The sequence below is a fragment of the Tautonia sociabilis genome (assembly GCF_003977685.1).
Lineage (GTDB): Bacteria > Planctomycetota > Planctomycetia > Isosphaerales > Isosphaeraceae > Tautonia > Tautonia sociabilis.
On the sequence record NZ_RYZH01000023.1, the window covers coordinates 82,309 to 104,935 of the forward strand.

The window sequence follows — 22,627 nt, forward strand, 5'->3', positions numbered from 1 at the left end:
CCATGGCGCTCCGCTTCACAAAAATGCACGGCCTTGGCAACGATTACGTCTACGTCAGCCTGTTCGACCAGGCCTTGCCCGGCGACCCCTCCCCGCTGGCCCGGGCGATGAGCGACCGTCACTTCGGGATCGGCTCCGACGGGCTGATCCTCATCGCCCCGTCGGAGCGGGCCGACGCTCGGATGCGCATGTTCAACGCCGACGGCTCCGAGGGGGAGATGTGCGGCAACGGCGTTCGTTGCGTGGCGAAGTTCGTGCATGATCGCGGGATCGCCCGCAAGGACCGCGTGACGATCGAGACGGGCCGGGGCGTCCTGACGCTCGACCTGGAGATCCGGGGCGGCAAGGCCGAGCGGGTGCGGGTCGACATGGGCCCTCCCATCCTCCAGAGCTCCGACATCCCGACCACGCTCCCTGGCGATCCCCCGATCGACGTGCCGGTCGAGGTCGGCGGGAGGGTCCTGCCGCAATCGGCCGTCTCGATGGGCAACCCGCATGCGGTCGCCTTCGTCGATGACGTGGCGGGCTTCCCGCTGGAGACGATCGGCCCGGAGTGGGAGCGGCATTCGGCCTTCCCGAGGAGGGTGAACGCCCACGTTGCGCAGGTGATCCGTCGGGGGGAGGTCCGGATGCGGACCTGGGAGCGCGGCTCGGGGATCACCCTGGCCTGCGGCACCGGGGCGTGCGCCGTCTGCGTGGCGGGGGTGCTCTCCGGCCGGACGGAGCGGAGGATCGTCGCCCACCTGCCCGGCGGCGACCTGGAGCTGGAGTGGCCGGCCGACGACGCCTCGGTGTTCATGACCGGCCCGGCCACCGAGGTCTTCTCCGGCGAGTGGCCGGGCTGAGGCCGTCCCTCCCCCCGGAACCCATCCCGCCGGCTGGGGAGAGCGACGGCGCCCCTCCGCTCCGGTTGCCCTGCCGCGTCGAGGCCCCCCGGCGGGCCGCCGGGAGACCGCGAGCCAACCGAGGCGCCCGGCGATCGGGCGTCGAGCGGAGGGACGGATCGCGATTCGATCCAGAGGAGGGCAGAGACGATGACCGGGCTGCGGGGGCTGTTCGTGACGGGGACCGACACGGGGGTGGGCAAGACGAGGGTGGCGGCGGCGATCGCCTCCGTGCTGGCGAACCGGGGCGTGCGCGTGGGCGTGCTGAAGCCGGTGGCGACCGGGGCGGAGCCGGTCGGTGACGGGTGGCGGGCGGAGGACGCCGAGCTGCTCATCTCGGCCATTGGCGGCCGGGTGCCAAGCGATCGCGTCTGTCCGATCGCCTTCCAGCCCCCGCTTGCCCCGCCGGTGGCGGCCCGGCTGTCGGGGGAGCCGCTGGGGTTCGATCGGGTGCTGGCCGAGACGCGAACAGCGCTCGACTGGTGGGCCGGGCCGGGGGGAGCGGAGCTGGTGGTGGTCGAGGGGGTGGGCGGGCTGCTCTGCCCGCTGGCGGAGGGGGCGACGGTGGCGGACCTGGCCGTCTCCCTGGACTTCCCGGTGCTCGTGGTGGCGCGCCGGGGGCTGGGGACGCTCAACCACACGCTCCTGACGGTGGAGGCGGCCCGACGCCGGGGCCTCCGGCTGGCCGGCGTGGTCCTCAACGGCTCGGAGCCGACGGTTGACCCCCTGGCCGAGCGGACCAACCCGGGGGAGCTGGCTCGATGGCTGGGAGACGTGCCGCTGCTGGCCGATCTGCCCCACGGGGCCGGGCTTGCCGCTTTGCTTGGCGGCATGATTGACCTAGACTGGAACGGGAGGGCGTTGACGCCCCGAATCGTAGGCATCCCGGATCGGCTGGCGGGGGGGCCGTGACGGGTTCGGACTCGGTCCGAGAACGGGGGGATCGTGCCGATGGCCCAACTGCCAGCCCGACCCCTCCTCGCCGTCCCTCCTCCCTCATTCGAACCGATCCCACATGACGTGAACTCCCCAGGACGTCGCTCGTCCGGGGACGGGGAGGACCACCCCCGATGACCGTCCCGACCGTTTGCCCGCACTGCGGGCGGGGCCTCCTGACCGATCCAGGATCGGATCCCCCCCGGACCGACCGCGATTCCCACGAGGAGCCCACCGCCGCTCCCCCCGCCGAACCGGCGACGGGAGGCCCCGAGCAGGCCGAGCAGGGGGACTCCGGGCCGTCCCGATCGGATTCGATCGCTTTGGGACACGGGACGGAGGAGCCGATCGCGTTGCCGTTCCACATCGACCTGGGGGCGGGGCCCCCGTCATCGCTCTCCGGTCGGAGGCCGGCCGAGGCCGACCCGGCCGCCCGGGATCCCCGATCGAAGGAGAACGAGGAGGAGGACGACGACGGCCTGGAGGGACGCCGATCGGCCTGGCCGGTCGCCCTGCTGGCCAGCTACGCCAGCGCCATGACCCTGGCCTGCGGCTGGCTCTGGTGGTCCGGCCATCGAGGCCGGGCCGAGGGGGGACGCCCAGACCTGTCCTGGTCCGCTGGCATCGACGCCTTGGGAGCGGAGGGGAGCCTGGGCGCCGATGCCGGCCAGAGGGACGGGGAGTCGATCGTCGTCGAGCGCCCCGAACCGATCGGCGAGGGGCTCCGGGTCGCGCTGGGCGAATCGCTCGAGGTCGGCGCCCTGGAGCTGACGCCGCTGGACGTCTCCTCCGGGCCGGTCGAGTTGAGCCGGACCCGGGTCGACGGCAAACCCGAGCGGCGTCGGGAGCCTGGGGAAGCGCTTCGCCTACGGTTGCGGCTGCGAAACACCTCGGACGAAGTCGTCTTCGCCCCGCTGGATGAGGCGTTCGTCCGAGAGCCCGACCGCCGCCTCCCCGAGACCTTCATCGAGGACCGCTCGGGGACCCGACTCTACGCCTTCCGCCTGCCGGTGGCGAGCGAATGGGGGATCGTGGGGCAGGAGTTCCGGGCGCTGCGCCCCGGGGAGTCGCTGGAGACGATCGTCGTCAGCGACTCGACGGGCTGCAACCACCTGAAGGGGCCGCTGACCTGGCGGATCCGGGTCCGAACGGCCCCCGAGGAGACCGCCGTGGTGGGGGTGGCCTTCGGGGCGGAGGAGATCGGCGGGCGGAGGGAAGCCGGAGGGACCTCGACCGAAACCTCGGGGGGAGAATGAGTGCCTTGGGGGGCATCCCGCGCGCTGCCGACCCCCGCGCTGGGGCATATTCCCGAAGATCGCGGAAGGCGGGCGAGGGGAGCGAGGGTCGGGCCGGGCCGGGCCCGGTTCGGGACGTCCCCGACGCCGGGGTCGACACGAGCCTCCCTCCCCAGGACTCAAGCCCTCAACCATCCGAGAACTCCGGGATGAGGGCCGCTCCGGGACTGGCCCGGCTCCCCGGCGTCGAGCCTGGACGGAAATCGGCAGGAAGGGCGGTCGATCGGTAGGCGGTCGCGTAAGCTAGTTCTGGGAGCCGACTGACGGGAACCCGGGGAGGGTCCCGGGTCCCGGAGCGACCGCGACGGGGGAACCGCGTTGGCCATCGCCGATCCCGAAGAGACGACCTGCCCCCCCCGGCACTGTTCCCGTCGGAGGCGCGGGATGGCCGTGGCGCTGGCGATGCCGGCCTCGGTGCAGCCGATCGGAAGGGTCCTGGCTCGGCTCGACTGGCGGGCCGATCTGGTGACGCATTTTCAGGTGCCGGCGCTGATGGCTTCGATCGTCGCCGCGGTGGCGCTCTGGACCCTCGGCCGGAGCCGATGGGGGGCCGCGGCGATGGCCGGGCTGGCCGTGATTCAGGCGGCCGCGTTGGTGCGGTACGACCTGGCCGCTCCTCCGGTGGCCCCGGCTCCGGAGGAGAAGGCCCGCCTGAAGGTGCTCTCGGCCAACGTGCTGGCCAGCAACCGGGAGCACGAGCGACTGATCGGGCTGGTCGAGCGGGAGCGACCCGACGTGGTCGCGGTCCTCGAGTTCGACCTGAGGTGGCAGGGGGCGATGGGGCCGCTCCGGGACGTCTACCCGTACTGGATCGAGATCCCCGACGGCACCCGGGGCATCGGCCTCTATTCTCGGGTACCGATCGGGGACGACCCGGCGCCGGTGGTTGTGCGGCCGCTCGGCGACGGCAACCCCGCGCTCTGCGTCTCGATCGCCTTCGGCGACGGGAGGCTGAATCTGTGGGTGGTCCACCCGCCCAGCCCCCTCGGCCCCCAGGGCCGGGGCCGGGGCCGGGCCGAGCTGATGGCGCTCGCCCGGGAGATCGCGAGCCGGCCGGGGCCGACGCTGGTTGTGGGGGATCTCAACCGCACGGAGGGCTCTCCGATCTTCGCCGACTTCCTTAGAGCCACCGGCTTGCGCGACAGCCGGCCGGGCTTCGGCCGGCAGGAGAGCTGGCCGTCGTGGTTGCCGATGCGCCTGCCGATCGATCACGCCTTCCTGGGGCCGGAGCTGGCGGTTGTCGATCGCCGGCTGGGGCCGGAGATCGGCTCGGATCACCTGCCGATGCTGGTCGAGGTGGCCCCGGCGGCGGACAGCGCGGCGAGAATCTCCGCGACCCAGCGATCGAGGTCCTCGGGATCCCCCTGATCCTCGGAAGGGACCTCGCCGGAGAACTTGACCCGATCCGCCTCGGCGAGGAGGGCGATGACTCGGCAGGAGCGATCGGCCCCGATGCGGTCGGCCAGCTCGGGGGAGGAGGCGAGCTCCTCGGTCGTTCGGGCGGCCCAGGAGGGGCCGAACGCGGTGATGATCGCCTCTCGGATCGCCTCGGCCCGCGCCACCAGCCGATCGGCCGGCGAGGACGAGGAGGACGGCCGGGTGGCCGGAATCGCCGAGGACACCCGCGCAGGGTGCGATCGTCGCCGTCGGCGCGCCCGGAGGGCGATCCCGAGGCCGACGAGCACGATCGCGGCCGAGATCGGGACGGCCCACCAGCCGTCGACACCGGGGCCGTGCCAGGGCTCCGGGCCGGGGTTGGGCCGGGGAGGGAGCAGCGGGAAGCCATCCGGCGATCCGAGAACCGACAGCGCTTCGGTGGTGGCTGTGCCCTGAAAAGTCGGGGTCATCGCGAGGCCGTCCGGCGGCCGGCCCGTCCGCGGAAGTAGCGGAGCAAGGGGCCGAGGGGGTCGTCGTCGGTGGAAAGTTCCAGGCCCGCGACGCCGGTGGCGTCGCACCAGGACCGGAAGGAGCGGCGCCGGGCCTCGGCCGCCCGGGCATACGCGGCTCGGAGACGCTTCGAGCCGGTGTCGATGACGCGGCGGCGGCCCGTCTCGGCGTCCTCGAGGGCGAGGATGCCGGCCTCGGGCAGCCGCTCCTCGCGGGGGTCGCTGACGCGGACGGCGACGACCTCGCCGCGGCGGGCGAGGCGACGCCAGGGGCCGACCGGCTCGGGGGAGAGGAAGTCGCCGAGGACCACGACGAGCCCCCGACGGGCGAACCGCCGGGGGCGGGCGACGGCGGCGGTCAGGGCGGTCTTCCGGGAGCTGGTGGGCGAGGCGACGAGCATCCGGAGCAACCGGGCCAGGTGCCTCGGCCCGCCTCCGGGGGGCAGCTCGGCCTCGACCCGGTCGCTGACGAGGGTCAGGCCGGCTCGGTCGCCATTCTGGATCGCCGCGGCGGCCAGCAGCGCGGCGGCCTGGGCGGCGCGGTCGGCCTTGGTGCGGCCGTCGGGGCCGAAGCGGAGGGAGGCGGAGACGTCGACGATCAGGCGGAGGCTGAGCGACCGCTCCTCGACGTAGCGCCGGACGAACGGCCGGCCCTGGCGGGCGGTGACGTTCCAGTCCAGGTGTCGGACGTCGTCGCCGGGCTCGTAGGCCCGCAGCTCGGCGAAGGTCAGGCCCGTTCCGGGCCGGGCGCCGTGGTAGGCCCCCGCCAACTGGGCCACGGCCGTTGGCCGGACCCGGAAGCGCAAGCGGCGGGCGCGGCGGACGATCGCGGCGGGATCGACCTCGGGGGCGGACGGCTCGGGGCGTTGTCTGGAGAAGAAACCGAAGGGCATGGGGGCGGCCCGGGGACGTCGGGAACGGTCGTCAGGCCTCCTCGCGCGGAGGGTCGGGCCGGGGGAGGGCCTCGGCGCGGACCCACTCGCGGAAGGCTCGCCGCCAATCAGTCTCGCTCCTCGTCTCGTAGCGCCGAAGAAACTCGATCACGACCTCGGGAGGACGCATCGGCAGCCAGGGGCTGCGATCGACCCAGGCAGAGGAGCCGTCATCTTGGCGCACTCCGATGAGCAATCGCCTCCCGTCGCATCGCCAGATCTCCGGGACCCCGAGCGCGGCGTAGATCCCCAGCCGGTTCAGCGCCCGATGGGAAACCTCGACCTCGATCGCCAGATCGGGCGGCGGGTCGACCTCCGGGTCGTGGTCAGACCTGCCCCGGAGGCGCGGCTCGTCGGCGATCCAGAAGCACTCGTCTGGCTGCCGCCCCATTTCGAGCCCCTGTTTCCGCAAGGTGGTCGACCTGCCGGTTTTCACGGCAAGCCCGATCTCCTCGGCGAGGATCCCGATCATCACACCGATTAGCGTTCCGTACACCTCGTGCCGGAAGGAGGGGGAGATGATCTCCAGCCTTCCCCGATCGTACGTGAGGAAGGTCTGGCGATCCTCGAAATCGCGGAGGATCGCGGCGTAGGTGTCCCGGCTGATCCCATCGAGCAGGATGGAGCGCTCGGGGGCCGAGAGGTCTCGGCGGAGCGGTGACGCGACCGACATGGGGACGACTCCATCGGGGTCGGACGGCCGATCAGCGGGCCGCCGAGGCTCCCGCCACGCGAGGAGCGTGCTCGGCCGGGCGATCAGACCATCGGGAGTCGCCGTCGCCGGGATCCTCCCCATCGGGCCGGGAGAGGCCGAGGGACCAGGAGAGGCGGACGGTCCAGCGTCGAGACTCGTCGGCGGTGATCCGCCAGTGCGGGATGACGGCGGTGGACTGGTAGATCCCCTCGAAGCCCCCCTCGGACTGGCTGGCGGTCTCGATCGGGAAGCACCAGAGCGAGCCCGGGACCGACCACCGGAGGCAGATGCCGAGATCCAGCCACTCGTCGGTCAGGTCGAGCCCCTCGGAGTGGGGAAGATCGAGCCGGGCGTCGAGCAGGCCGAGGCGATGGCCGAGCGGGTCGGAGAGGAAGCGGTCCTCGGCGTGGCCGGCCATGGCGGCCAGGTTCAGCTCGACACCGAAGTGGACCGGCTGGCCGACGGGAAGGTCCTCGAGCATGTAGACGACCTCCAGCGCCGGGCGGCCGGCCTCCATGGCGATCGTCTTGTGGACGCGGATCAGGTGGCCGTCGGCCAGCCCCTGGCGCTCCATCATCAGGGCGACTCGGCCGCCCTCGCGGTGGGCCTTCGAGAGATACGTCCCCGAGGCGAAGTCGCCGCGCTCAACCTCCCGGCAGCAGGTCAGGTCGTCGAGGCTGACGTCGAGGGGGAAAAAGTGGTCGACCAGCGCCTTGCGGGGGGAGCGGTCGTAAACCAGGAGCCGGTCCATCCCCGATTGCTTGAGGATGACCCGGTCGTGCAGGTTCGAGGGGCCGTCGAAGGCCTGGGAGGTCGGCTCGGCCTGGGCGGCGGTGGCGATGGCGGAGTGGTACGACTCGGGGCGGCGGTCGAGCGTGGCCAGCACGTTGACACCGGCTCGGCGGACGTCCAGCTCGTAGATGTGGCCGCCGGCGGCCGGGCGGACGTAGGCGACCAGGCGGTCGTTCTCCAGCCGGGCTTCCAGGCGGGCGTCGAGGTTGTAGTCGGCCACGTCGAGGGCCACTCGGGGGCCGAGCTTCCCCTCGGCGCGGTCGAGGGCGTCGTGGCAGGCGATCAGGTGCTTGTAGATGGCGTTGCGCAGGTGGGGCAGGTACAGGCCGCCGAAGGCCCCGTGCCAGTAGGGGCAGTTGCACTGGCCGCGGTAGAGCTCTCGGCGGGCCTCGTCGAGGGCCTCGGCGTCGGCCTCGCCGGCCTCCTCGAGCGCGTCGAGGCGGCGGGAGAGTTCGAGCATCCGGGCGTACATCTCGTCCGTCTCGGCGTACTTGTTCTTGAAGTTGCGCCAGAAGCCGCCGGCGCGGACGAACGGGCGGATGGGAGCGACGGCCTCGGCTCCCTCCGACCGCTTGATGGCCGCCTCGTACGCCGAGAGCTGGCCGGCGGGCAGGACCCACTCGGTCATCTCTCGGTAGGAGCAATCCGGCAGGTAGACCTTGCCCAGGGGGACGGTCGAGTCGACGACGGCGCCGAAGGTGGTGGGCTCCAGCCAGTCGCGGTTGCCCATGATCATATCGCAGAAGCGGCGGAGCCATCCCTTGGCGAAGATGTGCTCGTGCGTCTCGGGCCAGCCGCCGAACTTCTCGCCGTCGTCGGCGCAAACGACCACGGCGCCGGGGCGGGTCTGGGCCAGGCCCCGGAGGTACTCGTAGGAGGCGTGGGGCTCCTGCCAGGGGATGAGGTAGCGCATCGGCTCGCTGTTGGGGAAGACCTTCAGCAGGTGCCCCTCGTCCTCGGTCAGGTAGTAGCCGAAGAGGTCGTCGGCGGCGGTGCCGGCGCGCTGGAAGTGGAAGTCGTCGAGCACGGTGAACTCGATGCCGGCCTCCACCAGGGCGGAGGCGAGGTGCTGCTCCCACACCCGCTCGGCGATCCAGGCGCCCCGGATCGGCTGGCCAAGGACCTCCTCCAGAAACGCGGAGTAGGAGCGGATCTGTCCGACGCGGTCCCGGTGGGGGATCATCGTCAGGATCGGCTCGTAGAAGCCGCCGCCGAGGATCTCGACCCGGCCGGCGGCCGCCATCGCGCGGAGCCTGGCCACGTACTCCGGGCGGTTCGCGACGAGCCACTCCATCAGCGGGCCGGAGGTGTGCAGGCTGAACGGCAGCTCGGGGTACTGCTCCATCAGCTCCAGGAACGGGAGATAGCTGTCGCGATAGGCGGCCTCGAAGACCGAGTCGAAGTTCCCGACCGGCTGGTGGTCGTGCAGCGCGAAGATCAGGCGGACGCGCGACATGGTGGGGCAGGTCCCGATCGGGGGAAAGCCCGTCGTCGTGACGGGCCGGGGCGATCCGGTGCGGCCGTCGGGCCGGGCGAACGGTCGGGGAACCGGTCGGCCGACATCGCCATTATCGGATGATTCCCGGGAATCTCCAATGGCGACCGGCATCGAATCCAGGGGGATCGGAGGCCATTCCCAGAAGAATAGCTCAGCCAGGCGCCGGCTCGCGGCGAGACCGAGCCCGGGCCCGCTGGCGGGCCGCCCGGCCGAGCAGCCCCGCCAGGCCGATTCCCAGCAGGATCAACCCCGGAGGCTCCGGCACGGCGCTTCCGCTCGGGTCGCCGTCAGAGCCGACCGGAGTTCCACCATGATTGCCTCCATTCGACCCGGAGCCGGAACCTCCCGCAGCGCCGCCATTGCCCGGCGGCGGAGGGATCGTCGAGCTGCCCGCATCCTCGCCGGGAAGGGTTCCCAGTTCTCCGGAATCATCCGAGGGGAGACTCGGCGTTTGAGCGCCCGGCCCCGTTGGAGCGAGCGGCCCCGATCCGCCGGCCGGGAGGGGCGTCGCCGGTTCGTCCACCGGCGAGGAAAGGGAGCCTCCTCCCGGCAGGAGGTTGCCTGATCCGCCGGCCGAGCCCCCAGCCGAAGAGGAGGTGCCGTCAATCGGAGCGTCGGGGAGAAAATCGTCGAGCAGGTAGGCGAGGACCGGGTGATAGGAGTCGAACCGACGAGGGTTTAGCGCTCGTCGGGCTTGAAGACCGTCGATGCCCAGGCGAAGGGCCGAACCGAGTCTCCCGTGCGAGCGATCAAATCGCATCGGGTTTTGCGCCCGACGATCGATCAGCTCCGGCAGGGTCCAGGATTGGCCGGCGAACCGCACGGCGTTCATCCCGTCTTCCCGGGTGAACCGAGAGCCCAGGCTCTCGGCGGATGCGGGACGGCCCGAGGTCGAGAAGACGACCGCCAGGGCGAGCGTGAATCGAGAAGAGAGAGACATTCGTGCTCACATCCCGAGAAAAAAGCCGTCATCCCTGAGATCAGTGGGAGGCTAAGGAGGGGTCGCGGCCTCGGGTGCTCCGAACCGCGAGCGCGTCTCCCGCCCCATACAACGGAAGAACAGATCGCCTGTGACGATCGTACCGCGTGCGGATCTCCGGACAAGCGGCCGGTCTCGAAGACGGCTTCTTGGCCGCTCCCGTCCGGCTATCCGGCTGAGCGCGAGGAGCGGAGGCGTTGGGCTTCGTCATAAAGCTCGACATAGGCCCGGGCGCTGCGGTGCCAGGTCCAGTCGGCGCGCATCCCGGAGTCGACGAGCCGGGCCCAGGAGTCCCGGCAGCGCCAGAGGGCCAGGGCGCGGTCAACGGCGGCGATCAGGGCCTCGGCCGAAGGCTCGACGAAGGAGAACCCGGTGGCGGAGCCGTCCCGAAGCGCCTCGGGGGTGGCGTCAACGACCGTGTCGGCCAGCCCCCCGGTGGCCCGGACGAGCGGGACGGTGCCGTAGGCGAGGCTATAGAGCTGGTTCAGGCCGCAGGGCTCATAGAGGCTGGGCATCAGGAACAGGTCGGCGCCGGCCTCGATGCGGTGCGCCCGAGGTTGGCTGAATTCGAGAAAGGCACGAAGCTGGCCGGGATGGGCTGCGGCCAGGCGATCGAGGGCGCGTTCGAAACGGGGATCGCCGGTTCCTAGGACGACCAGTTGGAGGTTTCGGGAAAGGAGCGCCTCGGCCCCTTCGATGATCAGGTCCCACCCCTTCTGGACATCGAGCCGGCCGATGGCCGCCAGCAGGGGAAGCTCTGGACGAGGGTCGAGGCCGGCCTCGGCCTGGAGCTGGGCCTTGTTGGCCTGCTTTCCCGCGGGCCAGGTCCGGACGGTGTACCGGGCGGCGAGGTGGGGGTCGATGGCCGGGTTCCAGGCGGTCGGGTCGATGCCATTGACGATCCCGTGCAGACGACCCCGACGGGCCCGGAGCAGGCCGTCCAGCCCCCGGCCCCCCTCGGGGGTCTGGATCTCCCGAGCGTAGGTCGGGCTAACGGTGCTCAGCACGTCGGCGTAGACCAGCCCGGCCTTCAGGAAGTTCAGCAGCCCGTGCGCCTCCAGCCGAGCGGGGTTGAACAGCGACCAGTCGAGCCCGGTCAGCGGCAGGTCCAGGTGCCAGAACGCCCCCTGATAGGCGAGGTTGTGGATGGTCATCACCGTGCCCACCGCGCGGAAAGGGGAGCCGGGCTGGCGGCGATAGACCTCCTCCAGGTAGACCGGCACCAGGCCGGTCTGCCAGTCGTTGCAGTGGATGACGTCGGGGCTCAGGCCGAGGACTCGGATCGCCTCCAGCGCGGCGCGCTGAAAGAAGACGAACCGCTCGCAATTGTCGGGGTAGTCCTGGCCGTCCTCGCCGTAGAGGCCGCGGCGATCGAAATAGGAGGGGCGGTCGATGAGATAGACCGGCACGTCCCCCGGGGGCAACGCGGAGGCCAGGATGCGGCCTTCGACCGATCGCCGAGCGATCGGCGCGCGAACGATCGCGCCGGTGTCCCGGATCTCGGGGCCCGCGGCCAGCGCTCGGCGGTAGGCGGGCAGGATGACGGCGACCTCGTGCCCCAGGTCGCGCAACGCCCGGGGCAGCGCCGCGGCGACGTCGGCCAGGCCGCCGGTCTTGGCGAAGGGGTCGACCTCGGCGGAGAGCAGGAGAACCTTCATCGAGGCTCGGTCGATCGGGTGCGGGCTCGGCGCCAGGACGGCGGCGCCGATGCGCCTCGTCCGCCGGCACGAGGCGGACGACCATCGGCCGCCCCGGCCCGGAGCCCGGCGGAATCCCCCCCCAGCTTAGCGGACCTCCCCGGCCCAGAGACACCCCGCCCCGGGGGCCGCCGGGCAGTCTCGGCTCAATCCCGCGACTGGCGCGTTGATCAAATCAAGTATGCGGGATATCCTGAGTGCACGCTGGCATGTTGCTGGCGTCCTTGAATCGACCCCGGGAGATTTTCTCCGATGGATCGAACCGCTTCCCGAAGGGGCTTCACGCTGATCGAGCTGCTGGTGGTCATTGCGATCATCGGCGTGCTGGTCGGTCTGCTGCTGCCGGCGATCGGCGCCGCCCGAGCGGCGAGCCGCCGGACGCAGTGCATGAACAACCTCAGGCAGTTGGGGATCGGGCTGGTCGAGCACGTCAACGTCCACGGCGCGTTTCCGAACGCGGTAACGTATGCCGAGCTTGCCGATGCGGAGCAATTCGACCCCACCGACCCGAAGACCTCGAGCTGGGACCGGACCTACCAGGGTTACTTCAACGAGTCGGGAGGGCTGCACAGCTGGGTGGTGGACATTCTGCCGTTCATCGACCAGCAATCGCTGGCCAACGATTATGACACGACGCGCGGTTACCTCGACGCGTCGCCGACGGATCCCTCAGCGGCGAGTAACCTGTACATCAGCAACACGAACATCTCCGTGCTCTCCTGCCCGGACGATGATTCGATCGACCCGAAGCGGGGGAATCTGTCGTACGTGGTCAACATGGGGTTCAGCCTCTGGCATGCGGTGGGGGCCAAGTCGAATGCCGCCTATGGCTGGATGGGGAGCGAATCGGACTCCACCTCGACTGGGCCGACGTGGACGCGGCCGATGGACTGGGGCATGGAGGTCTCGAAGCGGACGGGCCTGATGTTTGTCGGGTCCAGTGGGGGCCGGATGCCCTGGGACATGGGGCACACGATGGCGACGATCGCCGACGGGGCGAGCTTCACCGTGATGCTCTCGGAGAACGTCAGGGCGGGCGGCTCGGGGGGCAACCGGCTGTCCAACGGCATGCCGACCAACTGGGCGACCCCGCACCCCAACTTTGTTGGGTTCATTGGCTCGGACAACGTCTGCGGCGGCACCAACTCAGACCAACGCCTGCCCGGCATCGGCACCTGCAGCCAGGAGCGGGCCCTTCGCCCGCTCGCGGGAGCCCAGGACGGATCGGCCTGGGCCGACGCCAACGTCAAGGGTTCCGGCGAATCGATCAATTCGGGACTGAGGCTGATCGAGGAGGGGGCGTCCCCCTTCCCGAACGCCCAGCACTCGGGCGGCGTGCACGTGACGATGGTCGACGGCTCGACCCGATTCATTCGGGACACAATCGACGGCATCGTCTGGGCGAAGCTCCTCACCCCGGCCGGGCACCGGCTGCCGTCGCAATACCGGCAACTGCCGCTGGATGAGTCGCGGGTTGAGTGATCCCCGACTCGGGGACGCCCCCGCCCGGCCGCTCGGATCTCTTCCGGAGGGGATCGGTACGGGGCGTCCCCGCTTGTGTGACCTAGGCTTGCGATGCTGCCAGCCGGAGTACCCCCCGGATGGTGGTGCGGGCCCGCGCCGGCGGGTTGCGACGGGCCGGAACGTAGGGATAAGATTGGGGGCGACCTGACGGTGTCCGAACTCACACTAACGTCCCCATCGACTGCGCCCCCTGCTGGCCGACCCCCATCGTCGTGCGGGCGCCCGGAACCATCCCGACTCATGGCGATCGACCCGCGGACGTCTCGATTCTGGCAGGAGACGCTGCGCAGCGGGCTGCTCGACGAGCCGACGCTGCGCGAGTGCTGGGAGGCGATCCCGGAGGGGAAGCGGGAGCCCGAGGCGATCGACCGCCGCCTGGCGCGCCAGGCCGTCACGGCCAACCACCTGACGCTCTGGCAGGCGCAGCAGATCCTGGCCGGGCGGGCGATGGCCTTGAAGATCGGCAAGTACGTCGTGCTCGACGTGATCGGCCGCGGCGGCATGGGCCTGGTCTTCCTCGCCCGGGACACCCGGCTGAAGCGGCTGGTGGCGGTGAAGGTTCTCTCCCGAGAGCGGATGAGCAGCCCCCGCGCCCTGGCCCGCTTCGAGCGCGAGGCCAAGGTCGGCGCCCAGTTGCAGCACGACAACCTCGTGCGGATCTACGACGAGGGGGAGCACCGCGACCTGCGCTACTTGGTGATGGAGTACATCGAGGGGCGCAATGTCGCTCAGATCCTCGCCGACGTCGGCCGGCTGCCGCCGGCGCTGGCGGCCTCGATCGCCCGGCAAGTGGCGATGGGCCTGGAACACGCCCGGCTCAAGGGACTGATCCACCGGGACGTCAATCCGCAGAACATCCTGGTCACCTACGACGGGACCGCCAAGCTCGCCGACCTCGGCCTGGCGATCGACCTCGGGGACCCCGACGACGTCGTCACTCGGGACGGGGCCACCGTCGGCACCTTCGACTACATCAGCCCAGAGCAGGCCCGGCACCCGAGGTCGGTGGACACCCGCAGCGACCTCTACTCGCTTGGCTGCACGCTCTACCACATGATCGCCGGCCGGGTCCCGTTCCAGGCGGCCAGCCTGCCGGAGAAGCTTTACGCCCACCAGTTGCAGATGCCCGAACCGCTCTCGCAACTGGTGCCGGGGGTGCCCCCGGGGCTGGAGGCCATTGTCTTCAAGATGCTGGCCAAGGCGCCCGACGACCGCTTCTCGACCCCGCTGGGGGTGGCCGAGGCGCTGGCCCCCTACGCCGAGCAGGCCCAGGCGGTCGCCTCGATCCTTCGCCCCGAGCCGGAGGCGAACGACGCCTCGGACGGCCGGCGGCCGCAGGACAGCGTGATCGCCCCCGATGTCCGATCCGACACCAACGGCGATCGCCTGGGCCCCGAGGACGAGTCGCCGGGGATGACGCCGACGCGGACCTCCTCCGCCCTCCGCCCCGGCTCCTCGTCGGGCGCTGGGCCTGGGCCCGGCGCCCGACCTGCGGCCTCAGCCCTGGCGGATCAGGCCCAGTCCGACTCCGATCCGGGGATGGGGGGGAACGGCCCGGGAGAGCGGGATGTGCCGCCGACCGAGCCCGAGCCCGAGTCCGAGCCGATTCCCCGAAGCCCCGGGGCCAGCGGCCTGGGACTGGTGATTGACCTCGGCCCCGAACCCTCGCTGATCGAGACCCTTGGGGCATCCCGGAGTCGTACCCGAACCTCGCTCTCGAGGTCCGAGAGCGTCACCCGGTCGACCGACCGCGCCCGCAAGGTTGGGGAGGCGACCGGGGTGACGCTCGACGGCGGTCGCCGGCGCTGGCTGCTCATCGGCTTGGCCGTCGCCGTGGTGATGGTGGGGCTCCTCACGCTGCTGTTCCGAGGGCCCAGCGGCGGTCCGACCGGGCCGGGCGGGCCGGTCGAACCGGGAAGCGCGGGGGGGGAGCCCGCGCCGGTCCCTGAGCCGGGAGGGGGCGACCTCGCTACGAACGGTGCCCATCCGGCCCGATCCGGCCCGGCCTTCGCCGTCGGGCCGGAGGACGGCTCCCGGCTGATGGAATGCGACAGTCTGGAGGCCGCCCTGAACTTCGCGCCCACCAATGGCGGCACGGTGTTCATCGGCGACCCCGGGGGGCCGGTTCGGATCGGTCCGGGGTCTCCGGCGATGCTGGTCCCCGGGGCTTCCATCGTCCTCCGCCCCATGCCCGGGACCCGGTGCCAACTGACGATCTGGCTCGAAGGCCGGGATCCGTGGCTCCGCCAGCGGACCGGATCGATGCGGATCGAGGACCTGACGCTGCTGGTCCGCTATGGCAGCCAGGGGGCCGGGGCCCGCCCTCCGCTGATCGAGACCGACGGCAACCTCACGCTCCAGCGCTGCACCTTCTCGGTCCAGTCGGGAGACGGGCAAGAGACTCGGGCGGTGCGGGCCGGAGCCTCGACCCGAGTGGAGGGCTGCCTGTTCCGGGGCTTCGACCGGCCCCTGGATCTGCTGGCCTACCCGGGGATGGTGGACGAGGTGGTCGACAGCATCTTCGTCTGGCCCCGGGGCCAGTCCGGGGCCCGTCCCGGGTGGGCGATCCGGGTGGCGGTCCGGGCCTCTGGCCAGCCCAGGCCTCCCCAGTTGACGATCGAACGCTGCTCGGTGCTCCGGGCCGCCGGGCTGGTCGAGACGACCTCGCTGATGGCCGAGCCGAGGCTGGCGATCCGGGTCGCCGGCTCGGCCGTCCGGGCCGACCACCTGGTCTGCTGGACCCCCCCCGCCGGGGAGGACGCGTTTCCGAGCGGCCTGCGGTGGACCGGCCAGGGGAACCGCTACGACATTCAGGGGGCCTCCTGGGTCGTCTCCTCCCCCGACGGCCTGGCCTCGCCCCCCTCGGCCCCGACCGACCTGGCGTCCTGGGGCTCGGCGATCGAAGGGAACGGCGAGGACGACTCGGCCCGATCCGCCATCGCGCTGGCCGACGAGTCGGCCTTTGAGTCCGGGTCGCTCGACCCGGCCCGCTTCGCCGCCTCGTCCGACGGCGATCCCATCGGCGCCGACCCGACCGAGGTCGGACCCCCCGCCCCGGCGACCAGCGCCACGGCGGTCGAGTGAGTCGAGCACGCCCCGGCGGCGCCAGGACGGCCGGCGGCCGGTCTCGCAAGTGAGCGACTGAGGCACGCGAGGGAGGACCGGCGCACCCTTCCCTGGAGCGGGGAGGCGACCCCGACGACCGATCGCGATTCCGGGGGATTCGGACTCGGGCCCTGATCCGAGGACCGAGGCGGTCGGCGATCAGAACGGGCAGATCCCAGCGAAGTCGAGCAACGCGGCTCGGGCGACCGGGCCGGGGCAGGACCAGACGAGGAAGAACATCGCCTGGCGCGCCCAGCGCTGGGCCGGCTCGGTGCGGAGGAAGCCGGTCCCCTTGCGGGCGGTTAGGTAGGCGTGCGTCGCCCGGATCACGAAGGGGTTGGCCCGGCTGCGGAGCTGTGCGGCCGTCGGCGCGTCGGGGCGGCCCTCGGCGGCGGCCAGCAGCGCCGAGGCGAGTTCGAGCCAGGAGGCTTCGAGCGCCTCGACCGGCTCGTCGAGGTCATCCCGGTGCGGCGCCAGGTCGCGGAGGGCGCGCAGGGCCGCCCTCGCCTGGCCGACGGCCAGGGCGGAGGTTTCCAGGCTGCCGGCGCCCCCGCCGTCTCCGGCTTGGGCCATGACGTCGGGATCCGGGCCGAAGAGAATCTCGCCGGAGGACACTAGGACGCCGTCGCAGGAAACCTCCGCCGTGCAGGACGCCTGCAGGGCGGCCAACGGCAGAGGCGGGCCGACCGACAGGCCGGGGCGGTCGGCCGGCAGCGCGAGGAGCAATTGCCCGCCGTCCTCCAGCACGGCCCCGGTGACGAACACGTCGGCCCGGGCCGCGGCGGTCACCCAGGGCATGGCCCCCCGGAGGCGGTAGCCGCCGTCTCCTTCCGGTTCGGCGGCCAGGGCTCGGGCTCCCCGACGCCGGGAGGTGGTCAGCTGCGAGGTGCCGATCGTCGGGAAGGCTCGGCCGGCGGCGACCTCCCGGAGCCAGCCGGCGGCGGCTTCGTGGCCGAGATTGGCGGCGGCCACCAGCCACCGGGTGGCGGCGCTGAACTGAGAGAAGATGAAGGCCGCCGTCAGGCTGCCCTCGGCCAGGGCGGTCTCGCGCCGGACGAGGGTCGGACGGTCGAGCCCCTCGCCGCCGAAGGCGGCCGGCACCGGCCAGCGGTGGACGCCGGCCTCGGCCAGGGCGGACCAGAGGGCGTCCGGCCAGGCTCCCAACTCGTCGGCCGGGCCGTCGAGCGCCGCCAGTCGGCAGACAAGACCGGCGGACTCCGGGTCGTCGAGCAGGGCCAGGGGGTCGTCGGCGGTGGGGCCTCGGTGGGTCATGGCGGCGATCCGATTGGCGTCGCGGGGGGCCGGGTCCGGGACGGGAGATGCTGCGGTGGACGACAACGCCCACGTGCTTATGATGGACGATCACGGCGTCGACGGCCAGTCGGTTGAGGCGGCCCCGGCGCCCGGACGCAGGACGCCCCCCCGATGCCGAAGCCGTATTGCTACGACCACCCCCGCCCGGCGGTCACGGTGGACACCGCCGCCTTCGTTCTCGACGGCCCGACGCTCCGCGTGCTGATGGTCAAGCGGGGCAGGCCTCCCTTCGAGGGCCGCTGGGCCCTGCCCGGTGGGTTCATCGACCTGGACGAGGACGCCGCCCCGGCCGCCCGCCGCGAGCTGCTGGAGGAGACCGGGATCTCCCCCGGCCCGAGAGCCCCCTTCGAGCCGATCGGCTTCTACGCCGCCCCCGGCCGAGACCCCCGAGGCCGCACGATCAGCCTCGTCTTCGCCACCGCCATGCCGGGACCTCCTCCCTCGCCGACCGGCGGCGACGACGCCTCGGACGCCTCCTGGGTCGTCGCCGATCCCGCCCCCGGGCCGCTGGCCTTCGACCACGAGGCGATCCTTGCCGACGCCCTGGCCTGGCTGCGGCGGGGGGTCGAGGCCGGCCCGGTCGGTGTCGGCATGCTCCCCGACCGGTTCGACCGCGACGACGCCCGGGCCCTCTTCCACGCCGTCGGGCTGCCGCTGCGGCATTCAGCCCGATGGCTCGGCCGCTGCGAAAAGGAGGGGCTGATCGAGCCAGCCGGGGGAGAGTCGCAGCGGTATCGGGTGATCGGGGCCCCACCAGGGGAGGGATGAATCCGGAGGCCCGGTCGGGGACCGATCACCCCCCTCCGGCCGGATGGTTCGGGCCCGGCGCGATCCGAATGCCTGGCATTGCCTCCCCGGGGGGCCGCTTCCCGCAAGCGTCGGTCTCCCGGCTGAGCAACGTCCGCTGGGTCGCCGTCGAGCCGAATCGGGCCCCTCACCCCTGCCTCGGAGCATCACCGATGCCCCTCCCCTCCCCTCTCCCAATGGCCGAGACGGTCGCCGGAACCTGGCGGCCGGGCATCGGCGACCCGACCGTCCTGGGATGGGCGACCGCGGCCTCGTACCTCGCCGTGGCGGTCGCCTGCGCCCGGATCGCCTGGCGTCCAGCCGGTCGGCCCGGCTCGGCCGGTCCCCGGTCCGCCGCCTTCTGGGGGATGCTGGCCCTGGGGATGTTGCTGCTGGGGATCAACAAGCAGCTCGACCTGCAAAGCCTGGTGACTGACCTCGGCCGCCGGCTGGCGAGGGAGCAGGGATGGTACGACGTCCGGCACGAGGTGCAGCGTCTCTTCATCCTCGGCGTGACCGGGGCCGGGCTCGGCCTGCTGGCGGCGGTCGGCGTCGTGTTCCGCTCCGAGGCGCGACGCCGGCCGATGGCACTGCTCGGGATGGGCTTCCTGGTCGTCTTTGTCGTGATCCGGGCGGCGTCGTTCCACCGGGTCGATCTGCTGCTCGGTCGGGGGTGGATGGGGGTGCGGGTCAACTACCTGCTGGAGCTAGGGGGGATCGCCTGCGTGGGGCTCTCCGCCCTGCGCCGTCCCCGTCGGGCCGACGAGGGAGACGGCGCGTCTCCTTCCCGGTTCGATCGCGACCTGGGAGTGATCGTCGTCGACGACACCCGGGGAACGGGACCGGCATGACCTTGGCTCCCGGCCGGATCGGGAGGGAATCGGGGGCCCTACGAGCCGGGGGCGATGACGAGCGTGATCGGAGGAGCCGCCGAGTCGGTGCCGGCGGCCTCGACTCGGCCGACGGCGAAGATCGGGCGCTCCTGGGGAACGACCCACGGCTCGGCGTGGAGGAAAACGGTCCGTTCCGTCTCGGATTCGGTGATTTCCGGGAGGAGACGAGGAACAGGTCGGACCATTTCTGGGTCTAGGAATCGACGAAGGCCTCGCTCCCGAGCAGCCGGTCGACGAGCTTCGATCGCTTGTCCGGGTCTGGGTCGGTGAGGAAGGCGTCGACCTCCTCGGGGAAGGTCTTGCCGGCCGCGGCGCCGTGGCAGGAGCCCTGGTTGCACCCGGTCTTCGTGAGCACCGGCAGGACGTGATTGCGGAAGCTCCAGGGCTCGGCCCTCGAGGAGCCGACGACGGTGACGATCGCCTCGATCGACTGCTCGCCGACCGTCGCCCGGAGGGTGGTGACGCCGTCCGAAACCGGCGTGACGATGCCGTCGGCCGACACCCGGGCGATGTTCGGGATGCTCACGGAGAAGGCGACGCCGCCGGCCAGATCGCCGGCGAAGGACCCGTCGTCGCCGAGCCGCTCGACCAGGAACCGCTGGGAGGCCCTGGAGCCGTCGAGCGTGGCCGAGGGGGGGAGCAGCGCGAGCCCGTCCCGGGCCTGGGCGGCTCCCGGCGGGATCGCAACGGCGAGCAGCAGCGTCAGGGCAAGGAGCGTCCCGGAAGGGCGCCGGCTGGTCATGGTCGGTCGCTCGGAGGGGAGAGGGCCTTGGCGGGGTCGTGCTCCGGGGCGGGACGAGGCGGATCGGATTGACGAGGGGGGCGATGGTCGGGGGGAGCGGCCGTCAGCGCCCGGTCTTGATCCCCCGGGCGGTGGCCCGCCAGCACTCGATGAGGATCTTCCCGTCGGCCTGCTGCCGCGGGCGGAAGCCGTGGGCGAGCGGGCCGCCGAGCAGCAGGCCCCGGACCGCCTCCTTGGTGGCCTGGGGGGAACCGCGGTCGAACCACTCGTCGAAGTCGAGGGTGAAGGTTTCCTCCATCATGCGAACCGACTCCAGGCCGACGGAGGTCAGCAGGTCGGCCAGCTCGCCGGGGGTGGCGTTGGAGGTGTGGGTACGGTCCCTCAGCCGCTCGACCCGCATGTGCCAGGAGCGGGCCTCGGGGTCGGGGTCGGTGGTGTGGTCGCTGAGCACCAGGATGCCCCCGGGGCGCAGGAGCGTGGCCTGACGGGCGACGAACAGCACCGGATCCTGGATGTGGTGCAAAACGTAGCGGGAGACGCTCGCGTCGAAGGGGGCGAAGGCGCCGACCTGGGGATCGTGGATCGAGCCCAGCAGGAAGGTGGCCCGGTCGCCGAAGCGGTCGCAGCGGCGGCGGGCGCGGTCGATCATCTCGTGAGAGAGGTCGACGCCGACGATGCGATGGCCGGCCGAGAGCAGGGCCTCGGCCACCAGGCCGGGGCCGCAGCCCGCGTCGAGGACCAGGCTGTCGGGTGGCAGGTCGGCGGCGGCGACGAGCTTCGCCAGGGCCGCCGGATCGGTTTGAACCGGGGCCCGCTCGAAGCGATCGGCCTGGTCGTCGAAGGCCGAGGCGAGGTCCCGGTCGTGGGATCGCAGGACGGGATGGCTCATGGACGGGGTGGTCCTTCAAGCCGACGGAGGGAGCGGGGCGCGTCGGCCGTCGCGATGCCTCGGTCAGAACAGCTCCCGGATCGGCTCGACACCATGGTCGACGACCCGGATCGGTCGGCCCTGCGGGCCGGGCAGTTCGGTTTCGAGGTCGATGCCCAGCCCGTGGAAGACGGTGGCGGCGATCTCGGCGGTGGAGACGGGGCGGTCCTTGGGGGCGTGGCCGATCTCGTCGGAGGCCCCCACCACCGTGCCGCCTCGCACCGGGCCCCCGGCGAAGAGAACCGACCAGCACGCGGGGTGGTGGTCCCTCCCCCCGGCCGGGTTGATCTTCGGCGTCCGGCCAAACTCGCCGAAGGCCAGGATCATCGTCGTCTCCAGCATCCCCCGCTCGTACAGGTCGGTCAGCAAGGCGGTGTAGGCGGTGTCGAAGTTCGGGCCGACCTCGTCCTTGTAGCAGGAAATCGGGCTGAACGGGGCCGAGCCGTGGATGTCCCAGGTGATCTCGTTGAAGACCGTCTCGAACATGTTCACGGTCACGAACCGGACCCCGCGCTCGATCAGCCGGCGGGCGAGCAGGCAGCTCTGGCCGAACCGGGTGCGGCCGTAGCGGTCCCGGACGTCGGCTGGCTCGGCCTCCAGCGCGAAGGCCGCTCGGGCCTCCTTGCTGGACATCAGGCCGTAGGCACGCTGGAAGTTCTCGTCGAGGAGCCGGGCGTCCTCGGAGGCCTCGAAGTCTCGCGTGGCGCCGTCGATGGCCGCTCGGAGGGAGCGGCGGCGCGACTCCCGGATGCCGGAGACGTAGTCGGGGGGCAGCAGGTCGGGGACCTTGAAATCCGGGGCGCTGGGGTCGGCGCCAAGGACGAACGGATCGTGGCTCTTGCCCAGGAACCCCGCGTCCTGGCCGTGGGGCATGTTGCCGCCGGTGTTGCCGATCGGCCGGGGCATGACGACATGCGGCGGCACGTCCCCGCGCGGCCCCTTGAGGAACGACAGCACCGACCCCACGTGCGGATACCGGATCGCCCCGTTGCCGAACAGCCGGCCGGTCTGCATCATCTGATGGCCGGTGTCGTGCACGGCGGTCGCGTCGTGGTAGACGGAGCGGACGACGGCGACCTTGTCCATCTGGCCGGCGAGTCTCGGGAAGATCTCGCTGACCTGGATGCCGGGGACGTTCGTCTCGATCGGCCGGAACGGCCCTCGGATCTCGGCCGGGGCGTCGGGCTTCATGTCCCAGGTGTCGAGCTGGCTGGGGCCGCCGACGAGGAAGAGCATGATGCAGTTCATGTCGCGGTCGCGGTCGACCGCGCCGCGGGCCTCCATCGCCCGGAGGCCGGGCAGCGTCAGGCCGAGCGCCGCCAGCGAGCCGGCGTGCAGGAAATCGCGACGGGTCAACCCGTCGCAAAAGTGGACGGGCGTTTGCGCGTCGAGCCGATACATGGGCGAGGACCTCGACTCCGGTTCGGGCGCCTTGGGGATGGCCCGGCGCGAGACTGGGGCGCGATTCGCCCTAGGCTATCATGGGGGATCAATCCCGGTCAAACGTCCGCATCCGGCGATCGGCCCCGCGCGGCGGCCCGGTTCGAGCCGCCCTGGGGAGGCCAGCGCCGGGGACGGCCCGCTGGACCGCATTCGCGCTCGTCCACACGCTGGTTGTAACCGTCCGATGAACCGCGTCTGGAAAGCGAGCTGAGTCGACGCGACGATACCCGCGGCGGGTCCGATCGCCCCGCCCGGGAGCCGCACCCATGCCGCGTCAGGCATCCGACGACGCACCGTGG

The 22,627-nt window shown here is 71.9% G+C and carries 17 protein-coding genes; 8 read left to right on the top strand and 9 right to left on the bottom strand.

Annotation, left to right across the window (positions count from 1 at the left end; translation table 11 throughout):
- Positions 1–2: 2 nt before the first annotated feature.
- The 4 genes from dapF to TsocGM_RS13145 all read left to right on the top strand — a co-directional run bounded on the left by dapF (position 3) and on the right by TsocGM_RS13145 (position 4,483).
- Positions 3–845, top strand: coding sequence for a diaminopimelate epimerase (gene dapF / locus TsocGM_RS13130; RefSeq protein WP_126725833.1), 843 nt, complete (start codon positions 3–5; stop codon positions 843–845).
- A gap of 189 nt (positions 846–1,034) precedes the next feature.
- On the top strand, positions 1,035–1,796 hold the full coding sequence (gene bioD / locus TsocGM_RS13135; RefSeq protein ID WP_126725835.1) for a dethiobiotin synthase: 762 nt from the start codon (positions 1,035–1,037) through the stop codon (positions 1,794–1,796).
- Between the two features lie 158 nt (positions 1,797–1,954).
- Positions 1,955–3,076, top strand: a complete 1,122-nt coding sequence (locus TsocGM_RS13140) for a hypothetical protein (RefSeq protein WP_126725837.1) — start codon at positions 1,955–1,957, stop codon at positions 3,074–3,076.
- A 423-nt stretch (positions 3,077–3,499) separates the two neighbouring features.
- Positions 3,500–4,483, top strand: coding sequence for an endonuclease/exonuclease/phosphatase family protein (locus TsocGM_RS13145; RefSeq protein WP_126725839.1), 984 nt, complete (start codon positions 3,500–3,502; stop codon positions 4,481–4,483).
- On the opposite strand, the gene TsocGM_RS13150 is transcribed toward TsocGM_RS13145, so the two are convergent.
- The 5 genes from TsocGM_RS13150 to glgA form a co-directional block, all read right to left on the bottom strand.
- The gene (locus TsocGM_RS13150) at positions 4,390–4,962 is read right to left on the bottom strand and encodes a hypothetical protein (RefSeq protein ID WP_126725841.1); all 573 of its coding nucleotides are present in this window, start codon (positions 4,960–4,962) and stop codon (positions 4,390–4,392) included. The genes TsocGM_RS13145 and TsocGM_RS13150 overlap by 94 nt on opposite strands.
- Positions 4,959–5,894, bottom strand: a complete 936-nt coding sequence (locus tag TsocGM_RS13155) for a DUF58 domain-containing protein (protein WP_126725843.1) — start codon at positions 5,892–5,894, stop codon at positions 4,959–4,961. The genes TsocGM_RS13150 and TsocGM_RS13155 overlap by 4 nt, the downstream gene beginning before the upstream one ends.
- Positions 5,895–5,925: 31 nt before the next feature.
- Positions 5,926–6,606 (bottom strand): Uma2 family endonuclease, encoded by a 681-nt coding sequence (locus tag TsocGM_RS13160; RefSeq protein WP_158633534.1) that lies wholly within the window; start codon positions 6,604–6,606, stop codon positions 5,926–5,928.
- Positions 6,607–6,637: 31 nt separating this feature from the next.
- Entirely contained in the window at positions 6,638–8,875 is a 2,238-nt protein-coding gene (locus TsocGM_RS13165; protein WP_126725845.1) for an alpha-amylase/4-alpha-glucanotransferase domain-containing protein, read from the bottom strand.
- A 1,188-nt stretch (positions 8,876–10,063) separates the two neighbouring features.
- Positions 10,064–11,554: a glycogen synthase GlgA gene (gene glgA / locus TsocGM_RS13175; protein ID WP_126725848.1), complete on the bottom strand. Its 1,491-nt coding sequence runs from the start codon at positions 11,552–11,554 to the stop codon at positions 10,064–10,066.
- Positions 11,555–11,845: 291 nt separating this feature from the next.
- On the opposite strand from glgA, the gene TsocGM_RS13180 reads away from it, so the two are divergent.
- The gene (locus tag TsocGM_RS13180; RefSeq protein WP_126725874.1) at positions 11,846–13,075 is read left to right on the top strand and encodes a DUF1559 family PulG-like putative transporter; all 1,230 of its coding nucleotides are present in this window, start codon (positions 11,846–11,848) and stop codon (positions 13,073–13,075) included.
- A 282-nt stretch (positions 13,076–13,357) separates the two neighbouring features.
- A complete protein-coding gene (locus TsocGM_RS13185) occupies positions 13,358–16,201 on the top strand; it encodes a serine/threonine-protein kinase (protein ID WP_126725850.1) in 2,844 nt (947 codons plus the stop codon).
- Between the two features lie 180 nt (positions 16,202–16,381).
- Here the strand turns inward: TsocGM_RS13185 and TsocGM_RS13190 are convergent, their stop codons facing one another.
- Positions 16,382–17,494 carry an acyl-CoA dehydrogenase family protein gene (locus tag TsocGM_RS13190; protein WP_233578826.1) on the bottom strand — a complete coding sequence of 371 codons (1,113 nt, stop codon included), beginning with the start codon at positions 17,492–17,494 and terminating at the stop codon, positions 16,382–16,384.
- 153 nt (positions 17,495–17,647) lie between these two features.
- Here TsocGM_RS13190 and TsocGM_RS13195 point away from each other — a divergent pair, with 153 nt between their 5' ends.
- Both TsocGM_RS13195 and TsocGM_RS13200 read left to right on the top strand, forming a co-directional pair.
- Positions 17,648–18,304, top strand: coding sequence for an NUDIX domain-containing protein (locus TsocGM_RS13195; RefSeq protein ID WP_126725852.1), 657 nt, complete (start codon positions 17,648–17,650; stop codon positions 18,302–18,304).
- A gap of 191 nt (positions 18,305–18,495) precedes the next feature.
- A complete protein-coding gene (locus TsocGM_RS13200; RefSeq protein WP_126725854.1) occupies positions 18,496–19,173 on the top strand; it encodes a hypothetical protein in 678 nt (225 codons plus the stop codon).
- A gap of 235 nt (positions 19,174–19,408) precedes the next feature.
- Here the strand turns inward: TsocGM_RS13200 and TsocGM_RS13205 are convergent, their stop codons facing one another.
- From TsocGM_RS13205 to TsocGM_RS13215, 3 genes are all read right to left on the bottom strand, one after another.
- Complete coding sequence (locus TsocGM_RS13205) at positions 19,409–19,957, bottom strand: Ig-like domain-containing protein (protein WP_126725856.1); 549 nt, start codon at positions 19,955–19,957, stop codon at positions 19,409–19,411.
- Between the two features lie 103 nt (positions 19,958–20,060).
- Complete coding sequence (locus TsocGM_RS13210; protein WP_233578828.1) at positions 20,061–20,846, bottom strand: class I SAM-dependent methyltransferase; 786 nt, start codon at positions 20,844–20,846, stop codon at positions 20,061–20,063.
- Positions 20,847–20,909: 63 nt separating this feature from the next.
- Positions 20,910–22,286, bottom strand: coding sequence for a DUF1501 domain-containing protein (locus tag TsocGM_RS13215; protein ID WP_126725858.1), 1,377 nt, complete (start codon positions 22,284–22,286; stop codon positions 20,910–20,912).
- Positions 22,287–22,627 lie beyond the last annotated feature (341 nt).